Here is a 19,699-nt window from a genome sequence, read left to right as displayed (position 1 = left end):
GTTCTTCCGGACGCGTCGAAATACCGGGCGGTGTCGGCCGCTGACTCGCCACTGCTGGCGCGGCACGCGCCACCGCCACTACGGTGAATCCATCGACGCCCCAACGCCCGCTCTCCTCGGCCGCGCCAGCGAACTCGATCGCCTGAGCGCGGTGGTGGGTGGTGCCCGCAACGGGCGTGGCGGCGCCCTGCTGTTCCGGGGCGATCCGGGCATCGGTAAGTCGGCGCTCCTCGACGAGGGAACTCGAGGGCTGCGGGGTGTTCGAGTCGTGCGCTCCGATGGATACGAAGCCGAGTCTGCCCTGCCGTATGCGACCCTGCAGCGCATCGGCTCGCCGTTCGCCGAGCACCTGCCAGTGCTGCCGCGGCGGCAGGCCGCAGCGCTCCGAATCGCGGCAGGGCTCGACGACGGGCCGCCGCCCGACCGATACCTCGTCGGTCTCGGAATGTTGTCGCTTCTCGCGGTGGCAGGTGAGACCGAGCCGCTCGTGTGCGTCGTCGACGACGCGCACCTCGTCGATGCCGAGTCGCTCGAGGTGCTCGCCTTCGTCGGCCGCCGACTGAAGGCCGAGTCGGTTGCGCTGCTGCTCGGTGCGCGCCCCGAGTCGCGGGTCGACATCGCGGCGGCGGGCGTGGCCACCGTCGCTCTCGACGGCCTCGATCGCGCATCGGCGGTGCAACTGCTGAATCGTTCGGCGCGTACGCCGGTCGACCCATTCCTCGCGACGCAGATCGCCGAAGAGACGGGCGGCAATCCGCTCGCCCTCATCGACCTCGCTCGTGAGTTCACGTCGCGCCAGCTCACCGACTCGTCGCTCGCTCTCGAGCCGGTACCGATCGGCCTCCGGCTCGAGACGCACTACCTCAGAGAGATCGAGGAGATCGCTCCAGGCGCGCAGTTGTGGCTGCGGGTCGCCGCGGCCGAGTCCACCGGCGACGGCGGGCTGATCGCCGAGGCCGCGGCACGACTCGGACTTCCCGACGGTGCCGCAACCGAGGCGGAGCACACGCGCCTCGTCGCAGTGCGCGACACCGTGAGCTTCCGGCATCCGCTTGTTCGAGCGGCGGTGTACAACGGAATGCCGGCGGCCGTGCGTCGGCGAGTGCACGAGGTTCTCCGCGATGCCGCCGATGAACTCCAGCGCGCCGATATCGCCGTGTGGCACGCCGCCGCCGCGACCATCGGCACCGATGCGGCGGTTGCCGATCGCATGGAGCGGGTGGCGGATGCCGCAGGCGGCCGCGGCGGCACCGCGTCGCGGGCGCGACTGCTCGCCCGTTCCGCGGAACTTACGCCGGCAGGATCGGTGCGCGCCGGCAGGCTCGTAGCGGCGGCTGAAGCGGCAGCCGACGCGGGCGCGGCACAGCTCGCGCTCGAACTGCTGGACCGAATCGACCCCGCGACGCTCGACCCGGTCGACCGCGGCAGAACACTCGTACTTCGTGCGCTGCTCGCGCGGTTCCTCGCCGACCCGCCCGGCATCATCGCGGGCACGGCGACGATGTTGCGCGCGGCCGATCTGTTCCATGGTGCCGCACCGGAACTGGAGCAGCGCAGCCTGCTGCGCGCGTTCGAGTCGGTGCTCAATTCGGAGTGGGCGACCGAGGGCGCCACCCTGCAGGAGCTCGGGCACCGCCTCGCTCGCGGTGCCGCAGTCGCAACCGGACCCAGATCGATCGCACTGCGGGCGCTCGGCGCACACATCCAGCTTCCGTACGACGAGGCCGTGCCCGAGATGCGCTCGGCCATCGAGATGCTGCTGGGCGCGGATGACGCGACGCTCCTCGATCTCGGGCACTTCAGTATCGCCCTCACGATGGCGTTATGGGATGAACGCAGCTCCATCGAGATCCTCGAACGCACGGCCGGTGCAGCGCGGGACGCGGGCGCACTTCGAGTGCTCGACACGACACTGTGGCTGCTGAGCCTCGTCGAACTCGTGCGCGGTGACCCCGGGGCATCCGGTCGGTACGTCGAGCAGATCCGCGAGCTGCGCCGCGCCATCGGCTACGACGCGGAGCAGGTCGTGAACGCGTCGTATCTCGCGTGGGCGGGGGCCCCGACCACGCAAGTGGAGTTGATCGCAGAGGCAACGCTCGCCATCGGGTTCGCCGGCGCGTGGACGATCGCGATGACGGGCCTGAGCATCAGGGCGCTCGCCGAGGGCCACGCCCGCGACGCATTCGAACGGCTGCGGCCGATGGTCGAGCGCCCGTTCCTGCAGGTGACGTACCAGCAGTTGCCCGAGTACGTCGAGGCGGGCGTGCGCAGCGGTCATCCCGACGAGGTGCGTGCGGCGGCCGATCGGCTCGCCGAGTTCGCCGCAGTCAGCGGTACGCCGTGGATCCGAGGCGTCTCGGCGCGGAGCTCCGCATTACTCGCGCCTGACGACGTCGCTGAGGAGCTGTACCGTCAGGCGATCGAGCACCTCGGGCAGTCGACCGTGCTCGGCGACCTCGGCCGAGCACATCTCGTTTACGGCGAATGGCTGCGCCGCGCGAAGCGCAGGCGAGAGGCGCGTGAGCAACTGCGCCTCGCTCTCGCGATCTTCGAGCGTGTCGGTGCCCCGGTGTTCGCCGGTCGCGCGCGACGCGAACTCGAGGCGACGGGCGAGCACGTGGCGCGCCATGTGCCGGGCGAGGCCGAGGAACTCACCGCGCAGGAGGCCACGATCGCCCGCTTGGCGGCGGTCGGCCAGACGAACGCCGAGATCGGGGCGGCACTCTTCATCAGCGTGAACACGGTCGACTACCACCTGCGCAAGGTGTTCCGGAAACTCGGCGTCACCTCCCGGCGTCAGCTGTCGGAGCAGTACCACACGGACTGAACCGCACGGCCGGTGAGGTGACGACTACGAGTCTCACGTGGTTCGAGCTGGGTGCAGACGGGCCAGCATCGAAGCATCCGCGAACCCAGACGCACTCGGGAGGCGCCATGCCCTACATCACGACCGACGACGGTACACAGATCTTCTACAAGGACTGGGGCGGCGATGGTACGCCCGTGATTCTCAGCCACGGCTGGCCGCTGAATGCGGATGCCTGGGATGCCGCCGCTCGCTTCCTGGCCGAGCACGGCCACCGGGCGATCGCCCACGACCGGCGCGGCCACGGTCGGTCGAGCCAGACGTGGAACGGCAACGAGATGGACACGTATGCCGACGACCTCGCAGGCCTCATCGAACACCTCGACCTCACCGACCTCACCCTCGTGGGGCACTCGACCGGCGGCGGCGAGATCGTGCGCTACCTCGGCCGGCACGGCAGCGGCCGCGTCGCGAAGCTCGTGCTCATCTCGGCGGTGCCGCCGCTCATGCTGGCCACCGCCGACAACCCCGCTGGGTTGCCGATCGAGGTGTTCGACGGGATTCGCGCTGGAGAGGCATCCGATCGCTCACAGCTGTACCGAGACCTCGCCGACGGGCCCTTCTTCGGGAACAACCGCAACAACGACATCTCGCAGGGCGTGCGCGACGCGTTCTGGCTGCAGAGCATGGCATCGGGCCACCGTGGTGCGTACGAGTGCATCGCGGCGTTCTCGGCCACCGACTTCCGTCCCGATCTCGCCAAGGTCGACGTGCCGACGCTCGTGATCCACGGCTCCGACGACCAGATCGTGCCGTTCGAGGTCGGCGGCAAGCGCTCGGCGGCGGCGATCGCCGGTGCGACCCTCACCGTGTACGAGAACGGTGCGCATGGACTGCCCGACACGGAACGCGATCGGTTGCACGCCGACCTGCTCGCGTTCATCGAATCCTGAGTTCCAGGTTTCAGATTCCATTCCAGATGCCGGATGACTCATTCCGGATCCCCTTGAAAGGACGCATCATGACCGACCAGGCCGCCCCCGCCGACCCCGCCGCCCCCGATACCGTCGTGCTCGTGCACGGCCTGTGGATGACACCGCGCAGCTGGCGGGGATGGAAGGAGCACTTCGAGGCGAGGGGCTTCACCGTGCTCACGCCCGGCTACCCGGGCTTCGAGATCGAGGTCGAGGGGCTTCGCGAGAATCCCGACCTCATCGCGAAGCTCACCGTGCCCGAGACCGTCGACCACATCGCCGCGCAGATCGAAGCCCTGCCCAAGCCGCCCATCATCATGGGCCACTCGTTCGGCGGCACGCTCACGCAGCTGCTGCTCGCGCGCGGGCTCGGGGCCTCCGCCGTCGTGGTCGACGCGGCGCCGACCGAGGGTGTGCGGGTGAACCCGCTGTCGCAGGTGAAGTCGCTCTTCCCGGCACTCAAGAACCCGGCGAACATCCACAAAGCGGTCGCATTCACGCCCGAGGAGTTCCACTACGCGTTCGCGAACACGCTCTCGCGTGAGGACTCCGACGCTGTGTGGCAGGAATTCGCCATTGCGGCTCCGGGTAACTGGGTGTGGGCGTACGGGCTCATCGCGAACTTCAAGCCCGGCAAGCAGGAGACCTGGGTCGACTACTCGGCCGACCGGGCGCCGCTGCTCTTCATCGGCGGGGAGAAGGATCACATCATGCCACCGTCGGTGAACAAGTCGAACGCGAAGCACTACGACAAGTCGCCGGCCCTCACCGAGTACCACGAATTCCCGGGCCGATCGCACTGGATCTGCGCCGAGCCGGGCTGGGAAGAGGTCGCCGACTACGCCCTCGACTGGGCGCTCGCGCACGCGAAGCCGGCCACGTTGCCGACGGCAACGGTGCCGACGGCAACGGCATAGTCTCGCCTGAAGCCGACGAGGGTCGGCTACTCCCGGACCACCGATTCACGCCGACCCGTCACGTGGCCGTGCGCGATCGATGAGCAGGCGCACCCGAAACGCGCGAGCATGAGCGGACGCGCCGCCCCAGCCGCAGCGGCGCGTCCGCAGACTCTCCCCGCGGCCGGATCTACCCGTGGTCGTTCACCGGGCGTCGTCGCATCAGCACCCAGACGCAGGCGGCGCCGAGCACGAGTTCCACGGCACCCGCGAGGGCCAGTGCCGCCGACGGAGTGCCGTCGATCGCCCAAGAGAGGAGCCGGCCGCCGGCATACGCGAGCAGTACGATCGCACCGATGAGCGCGGCGGCCGTCGTCAGCCGCGTCACGAACGCCCCCGCGATCACGGTCGCACCGAGCAGGAACAGCGCCAGTCCGGCGGAGCGCAGCTCGCTCTTCAGGTCGGCGTCGCCGTCGAGCCCGATGCCGTAGCCGCTGTAGAACGCGTCGGGCGCGAACGCCGCACCGGCTCCGATGGCGACCAGCGTGAGACCTGCGAGGAGCAGTACGATTCGGTGAATCATGCGGGGCCTCATGCCCAGGCTCCCGCCGAGGCCGCCTCGGTGAGCACTGCGCGCACGTCGCGGGGGCTGCGGCCGAGCGCTTCGGCGACACCTTCGGTGGTGCTCTCGTTGCGACCGTCGAACACCTCACGGCACAGCTCGGTGAGCAGCGTCGCGACCTCCGGCCCCTGCTCGGAGGCGACGGCGGCATGGAAGTCGTCGAATCCCATGGGAATGTAGCCGACCTCGCGTCCGCTGATCTCGGACAACAGTGCCGCCACCTCCGTGAGCGTGAGCGACTGCGGACCCGTCACCTCGTAGACGCGGCCTTCGTGGCCCTCGCCGGTGAGCGCTTCCACGGCCACCTCGGCGATGTCGTCGACGTCGATGAACGGCTCGCGCACACCCCCTGCCGCAAGCGCGAGCACTCCGGTTCCCACCGCGTCGCTCAGTGCGCCTTCGGTGAAGTTCTGGATGAACCAGCTCGCACGCACGACCGTCGCCGGAATGCCCGAGGCGAACAGGATGTCTTCGCACCGGCGTGCGCCGTCTTCGCCGCGGCCCGAGAGCAGCACGATGCGTCGTACGCCGGCGTCGCGTGCGACCTCGATGAGGCGGGTGATGGCGAGTTCCGATCCGGGCGCCGCGAGATCGGGCACGTAGGCGACGTACAGCCGATCGACGTCGCGGAGTGCCGCCGCCCATCCCTCCGGGCGCTCCCAGTCGAAGGCCGGGCTGGTGTTGCGGGCGAGGCGGCGCACTGCGTGTCCTTGTGCGTCGAGCAGGGGTGCGATGCGGCGACCGGTCTTTCCGGTGGCGCCGATCACGGCGATGGTCGGGGTCATGGTGGAACTCCTCTTCGTTGTCTTGTCGTCCACTCTCGCCCCAGCGACGCGGACGTACAATCGCCGGAAGTTCGTACTTCTATGCTGATCGTCCATGAACTGGGATTTCTGGCTGTTCGGCATGCCAGTGTGGACGCATGGTCAATCCCCGTAATCCCGGCGCAGGCGATCAGCTCGGCGACGGACTGCATCTCCTTCGGTTCACCGGCGCGCTCTACTGCCGCGCCGAACTCTCCGCACCATGGGGTGTGGAGTTTCCTGCACTCGATGGGCACATGATGCTTCCGGTCGTGCTCGCCGGGCGATGCATCCTTGAGATCGGGGGTGAGCGGCACGCGCTCGAGGCCGGAAGTGCGGCGCTCATCACCAGGGCAGTGCCTCACCGAATCCTGAGCGCAGCGGATGCCTCGAGCACGCCGCTGTTCGATATCCCGGTGGAGCAGGTCAGCGAGACGTACGAGCACATGCGGTTCGGTGGTGGCGGGGATCGCACTCAGATCGCCTACGCCGCGATGCAGGTCGACGCCCCGCTCACCGCCCGCCTGATCGAGGAGCTGCCGGGTCTCATTCGCGTCGACTCCTGGGACGACACCGAGTCGGGCTCGTTCCAGGCCGTCCTGCGAATGCTCGCGCGAGAGGCGGAGGACATCCAGCCCGGCGGGGAGGCAGTGATGACGAGGCTGGCAGACGTGCTCGTCATCCAGGTGCTGCGCTGGTGGTTGCGCAACACCGAGACGACGGCGAGCGGCTGGCTCGCAGCCCTTCGCGATCCGCAGGTCGGGCGTGCCCTCGGTCGCATGCACGCCCGACCGGATCACGACTGGACCCTCGTGGAACTCGCGCGGCAGGCCAACATGTCGCGCTCGGCCTTCGCCGAGCGGTTCACGACCCTCGTCGGAGAACCACCGATGCGCTATCTCGCCGATTGGCGACTGCAGCAGGCGCATTCGGAACTCACCCGCACGACCGATCCGATCGCATCGATCTCGAGTCGGGTCGGCTACTCCTCGGAGGCCGCATTCAGTCGAGCGTTCAAGCGTCGCCACGGTGCGACACCCGGTGCTGTTCGGCGGATGAATTCGACGGTCGGTCTGCAGCTGGTTCCGGCGCGGCCCACGTCTCGGGGGGCGTCCACCTGACGCATCGAGGTTCGCGGCGGGAGCTCAGGCCGAGCCACTCCAGGGGGCGGGTGCGAGAATCCAGCAGACCTCGGCCGACGCGGCATCCTCCGCGTGCCAGGTGTGCGGCTCCCTGCCCGGGAACGTCAGCGCGTCACCGGTCTCGAGTCGCACGGAGCGGTCGGCGAATCGCACGGTGACCGCTCCGGCAATGACGTGGAGCACCTCGACGTCGCAGTTCACGGTGTAGAGCTCGTGCCCTCCGTGTGCGCCGGGTTCGAGGGCGGAGCGGATGAGCTGCACTCGCGATTCGCCGCGCGGCGACATGAGGCGTTCGCTGACGTCGACGCCGCCGAGGTTGATGTGCGGCGCGTCGGCGTGCGTAATGCGCTGGATCTCGGGCTCGGCGAAGAGCGCGCCGACAGGCAGCGAGAGCACTTGGCAGAGCTGCACGAGGGTGGCGACGCTCGGCGAGGTCTCGTCGCGTTCGACGCGGCTGAGGAATCCCTTGCTGAGTCCGCTCGATTCGGCGATCTGGGCGAGCGTGAGCCCCTGTGCGATGCGAGTGCTGCGCAGCTTCGCGCCGATCGGCGTGCCGATCGCGTCGGCACTGGGGTGGATGGGACGCATCGTGGATCTTCCCTTGACGGCGACGGCGAATGCGGCATACAGTGGCCGCAAGTTTCCTCAAGAGTACTGGAAGTTTCGTAATATGCAACTCTCTCCCGAAGAACCGCACGACGGCGGTATCCGCGGCCCGGTCGACGCGAGCGTCGTGCCGCGCTTCGCCGGCATCGCGACCTTCGCACGCCTCCCGCGCCTCGACGAGGTCGATCGAGCCCACGTCGCGATCGCGGGCGTACCCTTCGACAGCGGCGTGAGCTACCGCCCAGGGGCCCGGTTCGGCCCGGCCCACGTGCGCGAGGCCTCGCGCCTTCTTCGCCCCTACAACCCCGCGCAAGACGTCTTCCCGTTCGGCGCGCAGCAAGTGGCCGACGCCGGCGACATCGTCGCCAATCCCTTCGATATCGCCGAGGCCGTGAGCCAGATCGAGGCGGGCGCGAGGGAGCTCGCCGAGCACACCGACAAGCTCGTGGCGATCGGCGGCGACCACACCATCGCGCTGCCGCTGCTGCGCGCAGTGCACGCGAAGCACGGCCCCGTCGCAGTGCTGCACTTCGACGCGCACCTTGACACCTGGGACACCTACTTCGGTGCCCCGACCACGCACGGCACGCCATTCCGCCGCGCGTCGGAGGAGGGCCTCATCGATCTCACTGCGAGCATGCACGTCGGCATCCGCGGCCCGCTCTACGCGAAGAGCGACCTCGAAGACGACGAGCGCCTGGGCTTCTCGATCATCACGAGCGAGTACCTCGAAGAGCACGGACTCGCCGCGGCGATCGACCGCATGCGCGCCCGCATCGGCGAGGCGCCGCTCTACATCTCGATCGACATCGATGTGCTCGACCCCGCGCACGCCCCGGGCACCGGCACTCCCGAGGCCGGCGGGCTGACGAGCCGCGAACTGCTGCGCATGATCCGCTCACTCGCCGACCGCAACATCGTCGGCGCCGACGTCGTCGAGGTCGCGCCCGCCTACGACCACGCCCAGCTCACCGCCGTCGCGGCGAGCCACGTCGCCTACGAGCTCATCAGCGCCATGGCGCCACGCGCATAGCCTCCGCGGCCCCAACGAACCCGCCATCACACCCGACACGACCGAAGAACCCGAGGCGAAGGAGCCCCACCGATGACCGAGCAGTCCGAACCGAGTCGCGAGGAGGTGCTGGCGGCGGCATCCGAGATCGTCGACGCCTTCGCCGCGACCGACGGCGAGCGCTACTTCGCAGCCTTCGCCCCCGACGCGAGCTTCCTCTTCCACACGGAGCCTGAGCGGCTCGCCGACCGGGCCGCCTACGAGCGGCTCTGGGCGGGCTGGGTCGACGGTGGCTGGCGCGTCGTCTCGTGCGCGTCGAGCGACCCGCTCGTGCAGACGTTCCCCGGCGGCGCGGTGTTCACGCACTCGGTCGCGACGACCGTCGACACCGGCGAGGGCACCGAGTCCTACCGCGAGCGCGAAACCATCGTCTTCCGCGCCGAGGGGGCGACGGATGCCGCATCGCCGCGCCTCGTCGCCGTGCACGAGCACCTCTCGCCGATGCCCGACACGGCCGACGCGTCCTGACCACCACCCGAACCCGACCCACCACTCACCGAGGAGACCTGGCAATGTCGCTCTACTCCCGACTCGAGCACTACCTCGAGGAACACTCCGATGATGCCGGCCCCGTGCGCGGCACCCTGTCGCTGCCTCGCATCGGCATGATCTGGCTCGCCGCGAACCTCGTGGTGACGACCCTGCTCACCGGCACGCTGTTCGTGCCCGGCGTCGACTACGGCCTCGTCATCATGCTGATCATCGTCGGCACGATTCTCGGCGCCGCGGTGCTCGTGACCGTCGGCAACATCGGCACGCGCACCGGCATGCCGACGATGGCGCTCACCCGCGGGCCGTTCGGCACGCGCGGCAGCCTCCTGCCGGTGGCCGCGAACGTCATCATCCTCATGGGCTGGAGCTGGGTGCAGGCGATGCTCGCCGGCATCGCGCTCGACTTCCTCGTGGCATCCGTCACCGGCTTCTCGAGCCCGATCATGTTCGCGGTGCTCTGCCAGACCCTCGTCGTGATCCTCGCGATCTTCGGCCACACGGGCATCGCCCGCGTCGAACCGTGGCTCGCCGTGCTCATCCTCGGCATCATCGCCTACATCTTCGTGGTCGCGTTCACAACCTACGCGCCGGCGGAGTTCCTCGCGATTCCGGCCGACCAGTCGATCGGCTACACCCCGATCCTCGTGCTCGACGTCGTCATCGCCACGGCGATCTCGTGGACGGTGCTCTCGGCCGACTTCAACCGCTTCGCGAAATCGAGCAGGGCCGGCATCGTCGGCTCGGGGGTCGGCTACACGCTCTCGACGGTCATCTCGATGACCGTCGGTGCCACCGCGATCGGCTACGTCGTGCTCTCGGGCGGCGAGGCCATCCCGTTCGACCCGGTGACGATCGTCGAACCGTTCGGCGCTCCGCTGGCGGTCGTGATCTTCCTGTCGGTCATGGCCACGAACACGATGGTCGTCTACGGCATGGTCACGACGATCGTGAACGCCGTGCCGGGCGGCAAGAAGCTGAAGTTCCTGCCGACCGCGCTCATCGTGGGCGTCATCTCGATCGTCGGGTCGACCTGGTTCGGCCTGCTGGGCCAGTTCACGACCTTCCTCGTCACGATCGGCGCGCTCTTCGCACCAGTGTTCGCGATCATGATCGCCGACTACTACATCGTGAAACGCGGCGCCTACACCCCCGACATCCTGCGCGCCCGCGACGGCCGGTACTGGTACCTCGCGGGTGTGAACTGGGCCGCGGTGGTCGTGTGGCTCATCGGCGCGGTCGCGGCGTACGTCTTCACGTACGTGTGGCCGACGCCGGTCGGTGCGACGATCCCGGCATTCGTGATCACGTTCGTGCTCTACCTGCTGGTGTCGCTGCGCGAGCGTTCGTCGACGCAGCCGGCGAGGAGCGAGCACTTGGCGGATGCCACGACGGAGCCCGCACCGCATGCGTGACCTGAGCCATCGGCTGCGCACCGGCATGCAGGTGTATCCGGGCGACCCTTCGGTCGAGCTCTCGCCTGCGCTGAAGCTGGAGCGCGACGGCGCCGCCGTCATGTCGCTCCACCTCGGGTCGCACACCGGAACGCACGTCGACGCGCCCGCCCACACCGTGGCTGGTGGGCGGACGATGGACCTGGTCGCGCTCGAGGAGCTCGTCGGCGACGCGCTCGTGATCCACGTGCCGGGGCTCGCCGACCGGGCGACGATCGGCGTCGACGAGCTCGGCGAACTGCCTGAACGGGTGCCGTCGATCGTCGTCGTCGACACCGGGTGGGCGCGGCACTTCGGCACGGCCCGCGCGCTGCGACATCCGGCGCTCGGCGTCGACGCGGCGCGCCTGCTCGTCGAACGGGGCATGCACGTGCTCGGCGTCGACACCCTGAGCCCCGATCCCACCGATGCCGCCGGCACGACCGAGTTCCCGGTGCACGAGGTCGTGCTCGGCGGCGACGGGCTCATCGTCGAGAACCTCACCGGCCTCGACGGGCTTCCGTCGCGCGTGCGCATCGGAGTGTTCCCGTTGCGGCTCGCGGGCGACGGCGCGCCGGCCCGAGCGGTCGCCTTCGTCGACTGACTGCAGCGGCGAGCAACGCCGTCGTGCTGCTCCCCGGCGGCGATCGCCGCATCACCCCACGCCGTCGCGGAGGCGCGGATGAAGGCGCGCCCGTCGGCGGACGTCGCCCATTCGGTGGTCTCGAGGGGCGCGTCGGTGTCGAACGCGAGGTGCCTTCGGGCGCGAGTGCGACGCTCAGCTCGCTCGTTCCGCCGCCGAATTCCCACGTGGCGGTGAAGCCGGTCGGCCTCGGTCGTGTAGTCGCTCATTGCAGTTCCTCCTCGTTCTCTTTCTGCCGCTGACGTCGGTTGCGTTTGCCGCGGGCGATCTCAGTGTCGAGCGCCGAGAGGCGCGGGCTCCAGAATCGGCGAATTCGTTGAGTAACTAGTATGTGCATATACTGTTTACGACAGTACGAGAAACAGCCACCGACCCTGAGGACACCATGACCGACCGCAGCACTGCCCGCTTCACCGACCGAACCGCCATCGTGACCGGAGCCGGCTCCGGCATCGGCTGGGCCACAGCGCAGATCCTCGCGCGTGAAGGCGCGACGGTCGTCGCGACCGATGTCGCCGCCGACCCCCTGCGCGACCTCGCCGCCGACCTGAGCGAGTACGACGTGCGCATCGTCACCGGCGATATCACGCAGGAGGCGACCGTGCGAGAGCTCGTCGAAGCCGCAGCGGGCAGGATCGACGTGCTCGCCAACATCGCCGGCGTCATGGACGGCGTCGTGCCGGCCGACGAGGTCGACGACGCCACCTGGCAACGCATCTTCGACATCAATGTCACCGCGGTGATGCGCACGACCCGCGCTGCCATCCCTCTGATGCGCCAGCGCGGGTCGGGCGTGATCGTGAACATCGCCTCGGAGGCCGCGTTCCGCGGCTCGGTCGGCGGCGCCGCGTACACGGCCTCGAAGCATGCAGTCGCCGGACTCACCAAGAGCTGCGCCGTCATGTACGGGCCGCAGGGAATCCGCACCAACGCCGTGGCGCCGGGCGCCGTCGTGACGGGTCTCGACATGTCGCTGAAGTCCGAGTACGGCCCCGGTCGGGTCGGCCCGATCATGCAGGCGACGATGTCGCCGCCGGCCACCGCCGAGCAGATCGCCGGCACGGTCGCGTGGCTCGCCAGCGACGCCGCTGCGAACATCAACGGCGTCATCCTCGCCTCCGACGGTGGCTGGTCTGCGGCCTGAGTGAGGCCGGGGCCGGGGCGATACCGATACCGGCCCCGACGCCGCGCCTAAGCTGGAGCGGGCCGAATCGAGGAGGGTGCCGTGGCTGACGACTCGGAGGTCCCCGACCTTCCGGCGGAACTCGCCCTCGCCTGGGGCAGGGTGCCGGCGTCCCAGCGCGGTCCGAAGCGCGAGTTCACCCTCGACCAAGTGCTCGGCACTGCACTCGCCATCGCCGACGCCGATGGCATCGATGCGGTGACCATGCCCTCGGTCGCCTCGGAGCTCGGCCTGACCGCGATGTCGCTCTACCGCTACGTCGGTTCGAAAGACACGCTCGTGGTGCTCCTGCAGGAGCGGGCCATGGATTCGCCGCCCGACTCCGTGGCTCGCGCGACGGGGTGGCGGGCGGGGCTCGAGGCCCACGCCGCGGCATCCATCGCGGTCTATCGGAGCCACCCGTGGATGCTCGACATCGCGATCCAGGGCATCACGAGCACTCCGAACAACCTCGCCTGGTTCGACGCCGGGCTCGCCGCGCTCGACGGCACGGGGTTGACCGGGCAGGAGCGCATCGCCGTCGTGCTCGAGGTCACGGGGCATGCACGATTCCGCGCCGCGGTGGAGCGGGGGTACGAGGAGCGCTCGGGGGAGACCGGCGAGCCGCCCGTGCAGGTCGTGCGTGCCGAGGCGCGGCTGTTGGGCGAACTCGTCACGGCAGAGCGTTTCCCCGCGTTGCACGCGACACTCGTGAGCGGCGCGCTCGTCGACCGCAGCTTCGACGGCGCCGACTTCGGTCTCGCGCGCATCCTCGATGGCGTGGAGCGTTACCTCGACCGAGCAGTGGATCCCTCGGGCTCGCCCCCCATCGACGGCAGGTAGACTCGCCCGGCGCGGCAGTGCCATCTCGAACGCGCCGGCTCGAGGCATCCACCTCGCCCTCATCGCCCCGCCCCGACGCAAGGACCCCAGTGAGCCTGATCCGCCTGAACGACGTGAGCATGGAATTCGACGGGCGACCCGTCTTGCGGGAGGCGTTCCTCAAGTTGCGGAAGGGCGATCGCGTCGGGCTCATCGGCAAGAACGGCACAGGCAAGACGACGTTCCTCGAGCTCGTGCTCGGGCGGCAGCAGCCGTCGGGCGGCACCGTCGACGCCACCCTCGGCACCACGATCGGGTACTTCTCGCAGTTCTCCGAACTCGACGGCGAACTGAGCGTGCAGCAGACGTTGAGCGGCCACTTCGCCGCCGTGCACGAGACGCAGGCCCGGCTCGACGCGATCGGCATGCAGCTCGCCGAGCCCATGGATGACACGGCGATGACGCGCCTGCTCTCCGAGCAGGGCGAGCTGTTCGAGCGCATGGACGCGATCGGCGGCTGGACCTACGAGAACACGATCGACACCGTGCTCACGAGCCTCGGTTTCGACGAGGAGCGGCGGCACCTTCCCGTCGACCGGTTGTCGGGCGGATGGCGCAACCGCGCCGCGCTCGCGCAGATTCTCGTGCAGGCGCCCGACGTGCTGCTGCTCGACGAGCCGACGAACTTCCTCGACCTCGACGGGGTGCGCTGGATCGAGGGGTGGCTCGGCGGCTTCGCCGGCGCAGTGCTCGTGGTCTCGCACGACCGTCAGTTCCTCGACGGGGTCGTCACCCGAATCGTCGAGATCGAGAACTATCGCCTGCAGGAGTACGAGGGCAACTACTCCGCCTACGTGCACGCGAAGCAGTCGAGGTTGAAGATGCTCGAGCGCCAGTTCGCGCACGAAGAGGAGCTGCTGGCCTACGAGCAGGCAGCATCCGCTGCACGCCGCGAAGCTGCTCGCAATCCGTCGAACGCAGTCGCCCGCCGGCTCGCAGACATCAAGAAGCGGCAGGCGCCGCGCCCGATCGACCAGATCATCACGGGCATCTACGACGGGCTGCGGGTCAGCAACGACCTGCTGACCGTGACCGGGCTCTCGAAGGGCTTCAACGGCACGCCGCTCTTCGAGGGACTCTCATTCGACCTGCAGCGCGGCGACCGGGTCGCGGTGCTCGGCTCCAACGGTTCGGGCAAGTCGACGCTGCTCGACGTGCTCACCGGTGAGACCGAAGCGGATGCCGGGACGGTGCGTTGGGCGAAGGGCGCGAGGTTCGTCTCGTACAACCGGGTCTACGCGTCGCTCGATCTCGAGGACACGGTCGGGCACGCAGTGAACGCCTACCCCGACTCGCTCGCGTTCACCGCGACGAAGAAGAGCGTGAACCGGTTCCTCGCGATGCTGCAGTTCTCCGATGCCGACCTGCAGCAGAAGATCGGCACACTCTCGGGCGGTCAGCGCGCCCGGGTCGCGATCGCGCAGTGCCTGCTCTCGGGGGCCGCGGTGATCGTGCTCGATGAGCCGACGAACCACCTCGACATCACGAGCACGCAGGTGATGGAGCGCGCGCTCACGCACTTCCCGGGCGCGGTGGTCGTGGTGAGCCACGACCGGTTCTTCGTCGACAAGCTCGCCGACCGGCTGCTCGTCTTCGATGGCACGCCCCGAGTCATCGAGACGGCGGCAACCGGGGCGCTCTGAGCCGCCGGCTCCCGCCGGCTTCACATCGTGCCAGTTTCACCGTGCGAACCCGCACTCTCGGTGGCGACAACGAGACGAACCTGATCAGCTGCGCCTCGAACTGGCCCGCACGATGAGCTCCGGCTGGATCACGATGCTGCGCACGGGTAGCGCTTCCGTGGAATCCGCCTGGTCCCTCACGAGGTCGACGGCGCTCCGACCGAACACCTCCCTCGGTCTCCGAACCGTCGAGAGCGGTACGGCCGCCGAGGAGGCGAAGTCGATGTCGTCGTAACCGACGACGGCGATATCCCCCGGAATGCGAAGGTCGGAACCTGCCGAGATCGCCTGCATGATTCCCATCGCAAGCGAGTCGTTTGCGGCGAAGATGCCGTCTGGGCGGTTCCTACTCGCCCTGCCGAGCAGCTGTTCGCCCGCGGCAAGTCCGGCGTGAACAGAACGCTCAACCGTCGGAATGACCTCGAGGTCGACTCCCGGATGCGCCGCGACGGCGGCGCGAGCTCCACGCAACCGCTCGTTGATCTGGTGAATCTGAATCTCACCGCCGACGAAGGCGATCGAGCGACAGCCCTGTTCGATCAGGTGCGTCACAGCCCGTTCTGCGCCGAGAAAGTCATCGACCGATGTCGATGAGAAGCGATCCGAGCTGCCGTACGCATCGACCAGCACCGTCGGTATTCGGCGCGTGAACAGCAGCTCGAGCTCTCGCTCCCTGGTCATGCCGGAAGCCAGGATCACGCCGTAGACGCGTTGCTGCACGAACATCTCGATGTACTGACCCTCGCGTTCAGGGTCACCGTTGCTGCTCACGATGAACAGGAAGAGCCCGTTCTGAGCTGCCCGCCGCTCCATCGCGTCGGCGACATCGCCGAAGAACGGGTTGTTCAATTCCAGAGCCACGAACGCCAGGGTTCTGCTCGCACCGGCGCGGAGTTGCCTGGCCGCCTCGTTTCGCACGAAGCCGAGGTCGCGGATCGCCTTGCCGATGCGCTTCTTCGTGTCTGGCGCCACTCGATGCGGAGTGTTCAGATACTTGGAGACCGTGCCGATGGACACGTCTGCGCGCTGCGCCACATCTCGAATACTGACCAAATGCATCGCTCCCGCGGTTCGCGCAACGCCATCGATCGAGTGGACGTCGCTGTCGACCAATCATATCGATTAATGACCCGTTGGCACTGCTATTGCGGGAATTTGGTCGCTCGTGATTCGCTCGCGCCTGTGATACGTTTCACCGCGTGCCGCACCTGCGAGGAGACACCAGACGATGATTCGACCGAGCAGCACGGTTGCAGCGGAGCGCAAGGCAGCCCTCGGCGCTCCTCTTTCGCTGCGGGCCGATGGCCGCTCCGGAGAGCGGGGTCACGACGACAGTCTGGTGCCGACGGTGTCGTCGATGAGGCCCCGGCTGACCTGGAAGCTCGACGCCGAATTCGGTCCTCAGGGCACAGTGGGGTTCGAAGTCGAAGTACATGACACCTCGAACCGATCGATGTGGAGCTCGGGAACGATCAGATCGGACGCCACTGAAGTCGTCGTCAGTCGCGACCTCGAGCCGCATTCCGCCTACGACTGGCGCGTGCGGGTGCAGGCGCAGGACGGTCGGTGGTCGCCATGGGCGGACTCGAGCCTCGAGACCGGCCCGTTCGACCTCTCCGACTGGCAGGCGCAGTGGTTGTCGGTTCCCCACCGTTCGCGCATCGTTACCCGCTTCCGCCTCGAAGCGCCGGTGGCGCGGGCACGACTGTATCTCACCGGCCAGGGGGTCATGCGCGCCTGGGTGAATGGAACCGTCGTCAACCCCGACCGGATGGACCCGACGAGAACGGACTTCGTGCGGGCTCTCTTCAGAAGCTACGACGTCACCGAATCGCTCACGGTGGCCAGCGACATCGAGGTGGCCGACGAGACCGGGGGTGCGAACACGCTCGCGTTCGTCGCCGGACTCGGGGAATGGGCTCGCACCGGCGAGCAGCCCCGGCTGCTCGCCGAACTGCTGATCTGGCACGAGGACGGCCGGGTCACTCGGGTCGCCCCGGGTGCGGACTCCGAGGTCACCGCGTCGGAGCTCGACGTCGACGAGCCCTTCTACCTCGAGCGGCACGATGCGAGCGCAACGGCGACCGGATTGCCGCGGCTGGCGCCCCCGATCATCCTCGAACCGAAGGCGCTGCCGGCGTCACCGGCGACGCCGCCACTCGAGGTCACCTCGGACCCGACCCCGCCCCTGCGCACGGTTGACACCTTCGCGCCCGTCGAGACAGCCCGCTCCACCGGTTCCCGATTGTTCGACGTCGGCGCCAACATCGCGGGCAGATCGAAGCTGGTCGTGCACCAGAACGTGCCGGAAGGCACGGTCATCCAGGTGCTGCACGGCGAGCACATCGACGGTCAGGGTCATATCGACACGACGAATCTCACGATGCCATATGACGACGGCCGCGAGCGGCAGCTGGTCGAATACGTCGCGAGTGGTGCGACGGACGAGACGCACGAGCCGTGGTTCGTGTACCACGGCTTCCGCTACCTGGAGGTTCGGGGACTGCCCGACGACGCGATCATCACCGTCACCGCCTCATCGATGCACACCGACCTTGCACCGGCCGGATTCATCTCGACCGACAGCCCCACAATCGATCGCCTGCTCACGATGGCCACCCGAACACTCCTGAACAACGTGCACGGGGTCCCGGAGGACTGCCCCACCCGTGAGCAGGCCGCCTGGACGGGGGACACGGCATCCGTTGCCGAGTATGAGCTTGCCGCCTTCGATAGCGCCACCTTCCTCGACAAGTGGATCGCCGATCTCGAGACGAGCCAGCAACCCGACGGGCAACTCCCGGCGGTTTCCCCAGACCTGCACGCGAGCCGCATGCCTTCAGACCCGGTTTGGGGGTCGGCGCTGCATCGCCTGCTGCGGGGCCACCTGTTGCATTACGGCGACCTCCGGCTCATCCGACGGGCGCTTCCGACGTTGCGCAGATGGGCGGATTTTCAGCTCAGCTGCACCGACGCCGACGGCGTCGTCTCCCGTTCCCCCATCAGTTACGGTCATGACTGGCTGGCGCTCGAGCAGACGCCACCGCCCATTCACCACACCGGAGCGGTGATCGACTGCCTCCTGGCGCTCGCCGATCTCGAGGAGGCGACCGGTGAGACGGATGCCGCCTCTCAGCGTCGCGCCGCCGCCGAAGCGCTCCGCGCATCCGCCCGCCGTATGTTCTTCGACCCCGCGTCGGGAACATTCGGGAACGGCTCGCAGGGGTCGTACGCCGTCGCCATCGAGGCAGGCATCCTGACGGGTCCGGAAGCGCAGCGAGCCGGCGACCGGCTTGTCGAGCTCGTCCGGGAACGGGGCAACCGCGTGTCGAGCGGCTTCGCCACAACCCGCACCGTGGTGCGGGCGCTCACCATGTCTCGGAGATCACAGGTGATCTCCGACATCCTCGTCCAGCCAGAGGCGCCGGGAATCGGCGCGATGCTGACCTCCGGTCCCGGCACGTTCTGGGAATGCTGGTGGATCGATCCGACCAACACCGGCACGGGTTCCCTCAACCACGTCGGGCTGGGCGGCCCGTTCGCCGCCTGGGCCTGGAATGGCCTGGCCGGGCTGCAGCCGACGGCGCCCGGGTACACCAGGTTTCGAATCGAACCGCAATTCGTCGCCGAAGTGACCAGACTCGAGCTGCGCACCGAGACCGTGCGCGGCGACGTGGCGATCGGCTACGCCCGCACCGGTTCGGCCACGCACTTCGAGATCACCGTGCCGCCCGGCAGCGAGGGCACCCTCGTGCTCGCAGGGCGAGCGGATGCCGTCTTGCCACCCGGGAGACATCGCTTCACCGTCGAGACGCTCGCCGAGGCGACCGAGTCCGGCGCTCCGCTTCCCTCACTCGGGGAACAGACGCGGGCGACGCCTCCTCATGCTCCCACTGGAGCGGATGTGATCGGCTCTCGCACCCTGCTCGCAGAGTCGCAGGTCTCTCCGGGCCGGGCCGCCCCCACGATCGAGACGCTCCCGCGGCTCAGATGCATGCCCGTGCCGCACGAGCAGCCCGACCATGCCGTACTCAAGGTCGTAGCCACAGCGGTCGGCGGCGAAGACCTCGCTCCGACTGTGGTTCTCACGCCTCCCGCTGGGATTCCAGTCGCCGGCACCACATTCTTCTACGCGCTGGTCGACCAGTGCCTTGCCGGGCCGGATCGGGTCGCCGCCCCATACCTCCTTCTGCACCTGAGCAATGGCGAGACCAGATCGAGCTCCGGCGCCCTCTGGCCGGCGGGATGGAACCGCGTCGCGGTCGACACCGCCGATCTCGACGGAACGGGGCTCGAAGGCACGGTCGAGGTCGTCGCGATCGAAGTCGGCCTGGAATATCGCAATGATGCTGCAGACAACGCCCTGGCCGTCTACCCGGCCGAGAACGGCATCCGTTCTGGATTTCATCTCAGCGACGTCGGTTTCAGCACCACGGCCCGCACGTGGTGAGCGTGAGGCCAAATGAATCGATTTCTTCCGGAGACAC

General features: G+C 68.6%; 16 protein-coding genes. 12 read left to right on the top strand and 4 right to left on the bottom strand.

Going from position 1 to position 19,699, the window contains the following annotated elements:
* Positions 1-40: 40 nt before the first annotated feature.
* From AC1C2R_RS04145 to AC1C2R_RS04135, 3 genes are all read left to right on the top strand, one after another.
* A complete protein-coding gene (locus AC1C2R_RS04145; RefSeq protein WP_495380368.1) occupies positions 41-2,827 on the top strand; it encodes a helix-turn-helix transcriptional regulator in 2,787 nt (928 codons plus the stop codon).
* Between the two features lie 107 nt (positions 2,828-2,934).
* Positions 2,935-3,759, top strand: a complete 825-nt coding sequence (locus AC1C2R_RS04140) for an alpha/beta fold hydrolase (protein ID WP_495379067.1) — start codon at positions 2,935-2,937, stop codon at positions 3,757-3,759.
* A 68-nt stretch (positions 3,760-3,827) separates the two neighbouring features.
* Entirely contained in the window at positions 3,828-4,697 is an 870-nt protein-coding gene (locus AC1C2R_RS04135) for an alpha/beta hydrolase (RefSeq protein WP_495379066.1), read from the top strand.
* A gap of 169 nt (positions 4,698-4,866) precedes the next feature.
* Here AC1C2R_RS04135 and AC1C2R_RS04130 read toward each other — a convergent pair whose 3' ends face one another.
* Both AC1C2R_RS04130 and AC1C2R_RS04125 read right to left on the bottom strand, forming a co-directional pair.
* Positions 4,867-5,259 (bottom strand): DUF4345 domain-containing protein, encoded by a 393-nt coding sequence (locus AC1C2R_RS04130; RefSeq protein ID WP_495379065.1) that lies wholly within the window; start codon positions 5,257-5,259, stop codon positions 4,867-4,869.
* 8 nt (positions 5,260-5,267) lie between these two features.
* Complete coding sequence (locus tag AC1C2R_RS04125; protein WP_495351278.1) at positions 5,268-6,083, bottom strand: NAD(P)H-binding protein; 816 nt, start codon at positions 6,081-6,083, stop codon at positions 5,268-5,270.
* A gap of 137 nt (positions 6,084-6,220) precedes the next feature.
* Between AC1C2R_RS04125 and AC1C2R_RS04120 the strand changes: the two genes are divergently transcribed.
* Positions 6,221-7,222, top strand: a complete 1,002-nt coding sequence (locus AC1C2R_RS04120; protein ID WP_495379064.1) for an AraC family transcriptional regulator — start codon at positions 6,221-6,223, stop codon at positions 7,220-7,222.
* Positions 7,223-7,246: 24 nt separating this feature from the next.
* On the opposite strand, the gene AC1C2R_RS04115 is transcribed toward AC1C2R_RS04120, so the two are convergent.
* On the bottom strand, positions 7,247-7,831 hold the full coding sequence (locus AC1C2R_RS04115) for a helix-turn-helix domain-containing protein (RefSeq protein WP_495379063.1): 585 nt from the start codon (positions 7,829-7,831) through the stop codon (positions 7,247-7,249).
* A gap of 82 nt (positions 7,832-7,913) precedes the next feature.
* On the opposite strand from AC1C2R_RS04115, the gene speB reads away from it, so the two are divergent.
* From speB to AC1C2R_RS04080, 7 genes are all read left to right on the top strand, one after another.
* Positions 7,914-8,882 (top strand): agmatinase, encoded by a 969-nt coding sequence (speB, locus tag AC1C2R_RS04110; protein ID WP_495379062.1) that lies wholly within the window; start codon positions 7,914-7,916, stop codon positions 8,880-8,882.
* A 72-nt stretch (positions 8,883-8,954) separates the two neighbouring features.
* The gene (locus AC1C2R_RS04105) at positions 8,955-9,389 is read left to right on the top strand and encodes a nuclear transport factor 2 family protein (RefSeq protein ID WP_495379061.1); all 435 of its coding nucleotides are present in this window, start codon (positions 8,955-8,957) and stop codon (positions 9,387-9,389) included.
* Between the two features lie 44 nt (positions 9,390-9,433).
* Entirely contained in the window at positions 9,434-10,825 is a 1,392-nt protein-coding gene (locus AC1C2R_RS04100) for a purine-cytosine permease family protein (RefSeq protein ID WP_495379060.1), read from the top strand.
* Entirely contained in the window at positions 10,818-11,447 is a 630-nt protein-coding gene (locus tag AC1C2R_RS04095) for a cyclase family protein (protein WP_495379059.1), read from the top strand. Before AC1C2R_RS04100 ends, AC1C2R_RS04095 begins: the two co-directional genes overlap by 8 nt.
* A gap of 424 nt (positions 11,448-11,871) precedes the next feature.
* Positions 11,872-12,630 (top strand): SDR family NAD(P)-dependent oxidoreductase, encoded by a 759-nt coding sequence (locus AC1C2R_RS04090; RefSeq protein WP_495379058.1) that lies wholly within the window; start codon positions 11,872-11,874, stop codon positions 12,628-12,630.
* Between the two features lie 81 nt (positions 12,631-12,711).
* Entirely contained in the window at positions 12,712-13,491 is a 780-nt protein-coding gene (locus AC1C2R_RS04085) for a TetR/AcrR family transcriptional regulator (protein ID WP_495379057.1), read from the top strand.
* A gap of 89 nt (positions 13,492-13,580) precedes the next feature.
* Positions 13,581-15,173, top strand: a complete 1,593-nt coding sequence (locus AC1C2R_RS04080) for an ABC-F family ATP-binding cassette domain-containing protein (protein WP_495379056.1) — start codon at positions 13,581-13,583, stop codon at positions 15,171-15,173.
* 84 nt (positions 15,174-15,257) lie between these two features.
* Here the strand turns inward: AC1C2R_RS04080 and AC1C2R_RS04075 are convergent, their stop codons facing one another.
* Entirely contained in the window at positions 15,258-16,247 is a 990-nt protein-coding gene (locus AC1C2R_RS04075; RefSeq protein ID WP_495379055.1) for a LacI family DNA-binding transcriptional regulator, read from the bottom strand.
* A 193-nt stretch (positions 16,248-16,440) separates the two neighbouring features.
* On the opposite strand from AC1C2R_RS04075, the gene AC1C2R_RS04070 reads away from it, so the two are divergent.
* Positions 16,441-19,662: a family 78 glycoside hydrolase catalytic domain gene (locus AC1C2R_RS04070; RefSeq protein ID WP_495379054.1), complete on the top strand. Its 3,222-nt coding sequence runs from the start codon at positions 16,441-16,443 to the stop codon at positions 19,660-19,662.
* Positions 19,663-19,699: the final 37 nt, after the last annotated feature.

The sequence above is a fragment of the Agromyces sp. Y182 genome (genome assembly GCF_059445385.1).
The sequence above is the reverse complement of the archived record's forward strand: the minus strand, read 5'-3'. Positions and strand labels throughout refer to the sequence as shown.